Here is a 6,948-nt window from a genome sequence, read left to right on the forward strand (position 1 = left end):
CGCAACGGCGATTTGAGACCGCGTGAAATCTGGCCTATGTCGTCATTTGTGGCCGCGGCTTGATGCGCGCCCGCCCCGATGATGCGATTCAAAGGCACAGATGCGCCCATGCCCAGCTCCAATTGGTTCGATTCCCAAACTATTCTCGATGGCATCCGCCGCTGGGTGGAGATCGAGACGCCGACGGAAGCACCTGAACAGGTCAACAAGCTGGTCTCGGTGGTCGCGGAGCAATATCGCGATCTGCCCGTCACCCTGGAACGCGTCGCAGGCGTCGATGGCTGCGGCGATCATCTCATTGCGCGCACGGATTGGGGTCAGGATCGGCCGGGCATCCTCGTGCTGAGCCACCTCGACACTGTCCATCCCATGGGCTTCATCGAGCGGCTGCCGTTCAAGGTGGAAGGCGACGTCGCGTTAGGTCCCGGCATCTACGACATGAAAGGCGGCGCCTACATCGCCCACCACGCGTTCGCCGCGCTCTGCGCCGGCGGCCAACCTTCTCCGCTCGGCATCACGCACATGTTCACCTCCGACGAGGAGATCGGCAGCCCGACCTCGCGCGCGCTGATCGAGCAGGAAGGGCGCAAGGCCAAATATGTCCTGGTGACGGAGCCCGCGCGCGACGGCGGCAAGATCGTCACCGGCCGCAAGGGCGTCGGGCGCTTCCGGGTGTTCGTCAAGGGCGTGCCGGCGCATGCCGGCTCGCGCCCCGAAGACGGCCGCAGCGCCGTCCGCGAGCTCGCCAATGTCATCCTGGCGCTGGAAGGGATGAACGACCTCAAGCGCGGCGTCACCGTCAATGTCGGCGTGGTGCGCGGGGGCACGCGCCCCAATGTCACGCCGGAGGAGGCTTATGCCGAAGTCGACCTGCGCGTGGTGAGCCTCAAGGATGCCGACGAGTTCGTCGGCAAGATCCTCGCGTTGACCTCGAAGACCGACGGCGTCACCGTGACCGTCGCGGGCGAGCTCAACCGCCCGCCTTACGAGAAGACCAACGCGGGCGCCTCGCTGTTCGAACACGCGAAGGCGCTTGCCGGCGAGATCGGCTTCGAGCTGATCGACACCCACACCGGCGGCGGCTCGGACGGCAATTTCACCGCGCCGCATACCGCAACGCTCGACGGGCTCGGCGTCGACGGCAAGGGCGCTCACACCCATTATGAGCAGCTCTACATCTCCTCGCTCGCGCCGCGTGCGCGGCTGCTCCATCGCCTGTATCAGACCCTGCGATGAGCGAGCGCAAATCAGATCCCGATCGCGACGACAGCGAGCGCGCCTTCTTCGGGCGCCGCAAGGGCCATAAGCTCAGGCAGCACCAGGCCGAGCTGATCGATCATCTGCTGCCGCATCTTGCGCTCGACATCGACGGTGAGACGCCGGCGGACGCGCGCGAGATTTTTGGACCCGCAATCGAAGATGTGCGGCTCGAGATCGGCTTTGGCGGCGGCGAGCATCTCGCGGCCGAGGCACAGACCTTCGCCACGACCGGCTTCATCGGCTGCGAGCCCTACGTCAACGGCATGGCAAAGATCCTCGCGCAGATCGAGGCCGCCAATATCGGCAACATTCGCCTGTTCGCCGGCGATGCGGCCGAGCTGCTGGCCTGGCTGCCGCAGAATTCGCTGTCGCGGATCGACCTGATCCATCCCGATCCCTGGCCGAAGCGGAGGCACTGGAAGCGGCGCTTCGTTCAGGACCGCACGATCGCGGCCATGGCGCGCGTGCTGAAGCGAGACGGCGAATTCCGCTTCGTCTGTGATATCGACGATTACTGTGCCTGGACGCTGTCGCATCTTGCGCGCTCGCAGGACTTCGTCTGGCTTGCCGAACGCGCCGACGATTTCAGGCAGCCATGGGCCGGTTACACCATGACGCGCTACGGCCGAAAGGCGGCGCGCGAAGGACGCAAGGCGGCTTATCTCAGGTTCGGGCGGGTGTAGATTCTGTGCCTTGACTAGATGGTCTGCCGGTTGCGCCAGAAATTCACGACACGCTCGGCGGTCGCCGGCATCAGGCGCGTGAAGTTCACGCGCGCGGCCTCGATGTCGGCATCCGCAGGCGTGCGGTGCGGACCGTACCAGAGCAGGATGAGCGCCCGCACCGTGGGCCAGCCCAGATTCAGCACGCGGCCGACGATGAGAAGCGGATCGTAGCGGTCGCCTGAAATCAGACGGTCGAGAACCGAGAGGCGGACGCCGGACATCGCCGAGAGCGAGGCGATCGATTCCTCGTATTTGTTCGCCTTGGCGAAGCCGAGCAGCGCGCTCTCGCCGAGATGGCCCTCGCGATGCAAGGTCAGCACCGTGCGCTGGGCTGCGGAGAAATCGCGCCGCGGTCCCGGCGGCAGCGCGGCTTCCTCGATCGCCGCCATCGCGCGCTTGATCTCGACCTGGCGCGCGGGATTGACCACGCTGGAGAGGCGCCGGCGGATCACATCGAGCGTGCCGTCGAGAAGCTGCTTCAGGTTCTCGCCCGAAAGATCGGTGCGCTGGCCGATCTTGAGCGTCAGCACGCCGTCCTGCGCGGCACGCTTGATGAGTTCGGAATAGCTGCCGGGCGAGAACGCCGCACCGGCATTGCCCGCGGCGCGGCGCACCACGTCGCGATCGCCGCGCTCGACCAGCACGTCGGTGATCTCGGTCGACAATGCAGGGCGCTCGGTCATCGCCAGCAGATGGCCCTGCCCCTTCAGCCGCGCGATCTCGACCAGCGCGGCATCGTCGAGCACGGGCGAGCGGCGCAGCACCGGGCCGGCCACCATGATCTCGTTTTCGCGCGCGAGCTGATTGACCAGATGCGGCGGCGCGTTGTTCAGGTGCGAGAAGCGCTCGGCCAGGTCCACGCGCGAGGCAAGCTCCGCATGCGGCACGAGATCGATCAGGAGATTGTCGAAGAGATCGATAAGCTCGGGACGAAGATTGGCGGAATCCTGGAAGAACAATTCGGAGATGGCGCGCGCAATCTCGCCGCGTCGCCGCGGATCGCCGCGTCTGACGATATCGTCCAGTCCAGGAATGAGCGACGTGGCAACGGTCATGAAAACGCAACTCGAAGGGGGCACGCCGCGGGCGCGCCCTTGATCCAAGCCGCCCCACAATCAGCGAATTTAGGCCTGCTTCGTGAAGGAAGCGTTGCGCCAGGGAAGCCGCAGAGCGGCGCAAAAAGGCCCTCCTCCCCCGCAATGGGCCTTGTCCGGGAGGGGAGAAAGCGCTATATCAGCGCCAATTCATCTTCTCATACGATCCGCGTAGTGAGAGTGGGCCCGAAAGGACCCGCTCTTTTTTATTACCTGAGCGCGGCTTGGCGGAAGATGCGGCCCGACGCGTGTCGGGAGAGTTCCGAAGCGGGCTTTGAAAATCGTAACCAAGCCTTAACCATCGAGCGCCTGATCCTGGACATGAACGAACCGCACCCTGGTTCCACGGATGCCGAATTGCTGGCCGAACCGAGACTCGTGGTCGAGCCCGGTGTGGCGGCACGGGTGTCCGCGGTCGCAGCCCCGGTCCTGGAAGGCATGGGTTACCGCCTGGTGCGGATCCGGATTTCCGGCGAAGCCGGCTGCACCGTGCAGATCATGGCCGAGCGGCCGGACGGTTCGATGCAGCTTGAGGATTGCGAAGCGATCTCGCGGGCGCTTTCGCCCGTTCTCGATGTCGCCGACCCCATCGATCGTGCCTATCGGCTGGAAATCTCCTCGCCGGGGATCGACCGGCCGCTGGTGCGCCGTTCCGACTTCGAGCGCTATTCCGGCCATCTGGTGAAGGTCGACATGGCGGTCGCCCATGAGGGGCGCAAGCGGTTCCGCGGCACGCTGGGTGCCGTCGAGGGCGACCGCGTGCATCTGCATCGCGACGACGTCAAGGCGGGCGACAATCCCGACGTTCTCCTGACCATGGAAGATATCGGCGAGGCACGTTTGGTGCTGACCGACGAGCTGATTGCGGAATCCATGCGCCGCGGCAAGGCCGAGGAGCGCCAGATGCGCCGGGATCTCGGCATTGAGCCGCCGCAGGCGCCGCACGCCGAGATCAGCGCGAAAACCACCAAGAACACCAAGCCGACGAAGAAGAAGCCGGCCCCGACCAACACCAAGAAACATCGCCTTGCCGCCGAACGCGCGCGGCGCGGCGAGATCGATCCTGACCAAGGAGACTAGCCATGGCAGTCAGCGCCAATCGACTTGAATTGCTCCAGATCGCCGACGCCGTTGCGCGCGAGAAATCGATCGACCGCGGCATCGTCATCGCGGCAATGGAGGACGCCATCGCCAAGGCCGCGCGGGCCCGTTACGGCAGCGAGACTGACGTTCACGCCGAGATCGACCCGAAGAAGGGCGAGCTGCGGCTGTCGCGCCACATGCTGGTGGTCGAGAAGGTCGAGAATCACTCGAACCAAATCTCGCTGGTCGACGCGCAGCGCGCCAATCCCGGCGCCCAGGTCGGTGACACCATCGCCGACACCCTGCCGCCGCTGGAATATGGCCGCATCGCTGCGCAATCAGCCAAGCAGGTCATCGTGCAGAAGGTGCGCGAGGCCGAGCGTGACCGGCAGTACCAGGAGTTCAAGGACCGTATCGGCGACATCGTCAACGGCGTCGTCAAGCGCGTCGAATATGGCAGTGTGATCGTCGATCTCGGCCGTGGCGAAGCCATCATCCGCCGCGACGAGATGCTGCCGCGCGAAGTGTTCCGCAACGGCGACCGCGTCCGCGCCTACATCTTCGACGTCCGCCGCGAGACGCGCGGTCCGCAGATTTTCCTGTCCCGCACCCATCCGCAATTCATGGCGAAACTGTTCGCGCAGGAAGTGCCGGAGATCTATGACGGCATCGTCGAGATCAAGGCGGTCGCCCGCGATCCGGGCTCGCGCGCGAAAATCGGCGTGATTTCCCGCGATTCCTCGGTCGATCCGGTCGGCGCCTGCGTCGGTATGCGCGGTTCGCGCGTGCAGGCCGTGGTGAACGAATTGCAGGGCGAGAAGATCGACATCATCCCGTGGTCGCCGGATATCGCGACCTTCGTGGTCAACGCGCTGGCGCCGGCGGAAGTCTCCAAGGTCGTCATCGACGAAGACCGCGAGCGCATCGAGGTCGTCGTCCCCGACACCAACAACCAGCTTTCGCTGGCGATCGGCCGCCGCGGCCAGAACGTGCGTCTGGCCTCGCAGCTCACCGGCTGGGACATCGACATCCTGACCGAACAGGAGGAATCGGAGCGCCGCCAGGCCGACTTCGAGAACTCCACCCGCGTCTTCATGGAATCGCTCAACGTCGACGAAGTGGTCGGCCAGCTCCTGGCCTCCGAAGGCTTCACCTCGGTCGAGGAACTCGCCATGGTGGACCTCAAGGAACTCGCTGGCATCGAAGGTTTCGACGAAGAGACCGCGCAAGAGCTGCAGAGCCGCGCCCGCGAATATCTCGAGCAGCAGGAAGCCGAGATCGAGGCGCGTCGCAAGGAGCTCGGCGTCGAGGATGCCGTCAAGGACGTGCCGGGCGTCACCTCCAAGATGCTGGTGAAGTTCGGCGAGAACGACATCAAGACGGTCGAGGACCTCGCGGGCTGCGCCACCGACGATCTCGTCGGCTGGACCGAGCGCAAGGAAGGCGGCGAGCAGACCAAATTCCCGGGCGCGCTCGATGGGATCGACATCTCCCGTGACGATGCCGAAGCGATGATCATGCAGGCCCGCGTCAAGGCCGGCTGGATCACCGAGGCCGATCTTGCAAAGCCCGCCGAAGAGGCTGAGGCCAGCGAAGATCAGCCGGCTTAAGGGCGAAGGAGAATGTCGCCCGGATGCTCGCAGACACTGACCACGATCTCGACCATGGCCCGCGGACCGAAAGGTCCGCGACCGTGCGGATGTGCGCGGTCAGTCGGCAGGTCCGGCCGATCGACGAGCTGATTCGCTTCGTCGTATCCCCCCAAGGCGAAATAGTTCCCGATCTCAAGCGCAAGCTGCCCGGACGCGGCATGTGGGTGACCGCCTCACGCGAGGTGGTTGCGGAAGCCGTGCGGCGTCACCAATTTAGCAAAGCCTTCAAGCGCGAGCTGCGCATCCCTCAGACGCTTCCCGCCGACATCGAGGCGCTCCTGGTTCGGAGCGTGACCGAAGCCCTTGGGATCGCCGCCAAGGCCGGCCAGGTCGTCGCCGGCTTCGGCAAGGTCGAAAGCGCCCTTGGGGAGGGCACGGTCGAGGTCCTGATCCACGCCAGCGACGGGGCCGCGGACGGAATCCGCAAATTGGACATGCTGGCACGTCAAAATGCCGGAAATCGCGGCGCCAAGCCGCAGATTCCCGTCATCACCGCCCTGAAATCGGTAGAATTGGATTTGGCACTAACCCGGTCAAATGTGATACATGCTGCCGTGCTCGCGGGCCCGGCGAGCAAGTCATTCCTGTCACGTAGCCAGATGCTGGTCCGATACCGGATGGCGGACGCTGACAAGACTGCCGAAGAACCCGGCCAGGATTTCTGAGAGACAACGACGACCCGATTGGACGGTGCGGCAACGCACAACACTGATAAATCAGGATTAGGACTGCTGAATGGTTGATACCAAGACCCCTGGCGACAAGAAGCTGAGCGTTCCGAGCAAGACGCTATCGCTCAAGCCGCGCGTCGAAACGGGCACTGTGCGCCAGAGCTTCGCCCATGGCCGCAGCAAGCAGGTGCTGGTCGAGACGCGCGGCAAGCGCCGTAATCCCGGCGCTCCTGAGCCGCAGGCCGCCGAGGTGGCGAAGCCGGCACCCGCCGCGCCCGCACCGGCACCCTCGCGCCCGGCGCCGCCTGCTCCGCCGCGCAATGCCGGCTCGGGCGTGGTGCTGCGGACGTTGACCGAGGACGAACGCTCGGCCCGCGCCAGCGCGCTGGCCGATGCGAAAGTTCGCGAAGTCGAAGAGCGCCGCCAGGCCGAGGAAGAGGCTCAGCGCCGCGCCGTTCGCGAA

7 protein-coding genes are annotated in these 6,948 nt (G+C 65.3%); 6 read left to right on the forward strand and 1 reads right to left on the reverse strand.

Annotation, left to right across the window (positions count from 1 at the left end; translation table 11 throughout):
* Positions 1 to 78: 78 nt before the first annotated feature.
* Together Q0743_RS27370 and Q0743_RS27375 are read left to right on the forward strand one after the other, a co-directional pair.
* On the forward strand, positions 79 to 1,236 hold the full coding sequence (locus Q0743_RS27370) for a M20 family metallopeptidase (protein ID WP_298244584.1): 1,158 nt from the start codon (positions 79 to 81) through the stop codon (positions 1,234 to 1,236).
* Positions 1,233 to 1,943, forward strand: a complete 711-nt coding sequence (locus tag Q0743_RS27375; protein ID WP_298244585.1) for a tRNA (guanine(46)-N(7))-methyltransferase TrmB — start codon at positions 1,233 to 1,235, stop codon at positions 1,941 to 1,943. The genes Q0743_RS27370 and Q0743_RS27375 overlap by 4 nt, the downstream gene beginning before the upstream one ends.
* Positions 1,944 to 1,957: 14 nt before the next feature.
* Here Q0743_RS27375 and Q0743_RS27380 read toward each other — a convergent pair whose 3' ends face one another.
* Complete coding sequence (locus Q0743_RS27380) at positions 1,958 to 3,040, reverse strand: DUF2336 domain-containing protein (protein ID WP_298244586.1); 1,083 nt, start codon at positions 3,038 to 3,040, stop codon at positions 1,958 to 1,960.
* A 360-nt stretch (positions 3,041 to 3,400) separates the two neighbouring features.
* Here Q0743_RS27380 and rimP point away from each other — a divergent pair, with 360 nt between their 5' ends.
* The 4 genes from rimP to Q0743_RS27400 form a co-directional block, all read left to right on the forward strand.
* Complete coding sequence (rimP, locus tag Q0743_RS27385; protein WP_298244591.1) at positions 3,401 to 4,159, forward strand: ribosome maturation factor RimP; 759 nt, start codon at positions 3,401 to 3,403, stop codon at positions 4,157 to 4,159.
* A gap of 2 nt (positions 4,160 to 4,161) precedes the next feature.
* On the forward strand, positions 4,162 to 5,772 hold the full coding sequence (nusA, locus tag Q0743_RS27390; protein WP_298244587.1) for a transcription termination factor NusA: 1,611 nt from the start codon (positions 4,162 to 4,164) through the stop codon (positions 5,770 to 5,772).
* 23 nt (positions 5,773 to 5,795) lie between these two features.
* Complete coding sequence (locus tag Q0743_RS27395) at positions 5,796 to 6,479, forward strand: RNA-binding protein (protein ID WP_298244588.1); 684 nt, start codon at positions 5,796 to 5,798, stop codon at positions 6,477 to 6,479.
* A 70-nt stretch (positions 6,480 to 6,549) separates the two neighbouring features.
* A partial coding sequence (locus Q0743_RS27400) for a translation initiation factor IF-2 associated domain-containing protein (RefSeq protein WP_298244589.1) occupies positions 6,550 to 6,948 on the forward strand: 399 nt, incomplete at its 3' end.

It is taken from the genome of uncultured Bradyrhizobium sp., from assembly GCF_936943645.1.
Taxonomy (GTDB): Bacteria; Pseudomonadota; Alphaproteobacteria; order Rhizobiales; family Xanthobacteraceae; genus Bradyrhizobium.

Coding starts and splice junctions, on each gene's coding strand:
- Q0743_RS27370 (WP_298244584.1), top strand. CDS start 79: ATGATGCGATTCAAAGGCACAGATGCGCCCATGCCCAGCTCCAATTGG.
- Q0743_RS27380 (WP_298244586.1), bottom strand. CDS start 3,040: ATGACCGTTGCCACGTCGCTCATTCCTGGACTGGACGATATCGTCAGA.
- Q0743_RS27375 (WP_298244585.1), top strand. CDS start 1,233: ATGAGCGAGCGCAAATCAGATCCCGATCGCGACGACAGCGAGCGCGCC.
- rimP (WP_298244591.1), top strand. CDS start 3,401: ATGAACGAACCGCACCCTGGTTCCACGGATGCCGAATTGCTGGCCGAA.
- Q0743_RS27395 (WP_298244588.1), top strand. CDS start 5,796: ATGCTCGCAGACACTGACCACGATCTCGACCATGGCCCGCGGACCGAA.
- nusA (WP_298244587.1), top strand. CDS start 4,162: ATGGCAGTCAGCGCCAATCGACTTGAATTGCTCCAGATCGCCGACGCC.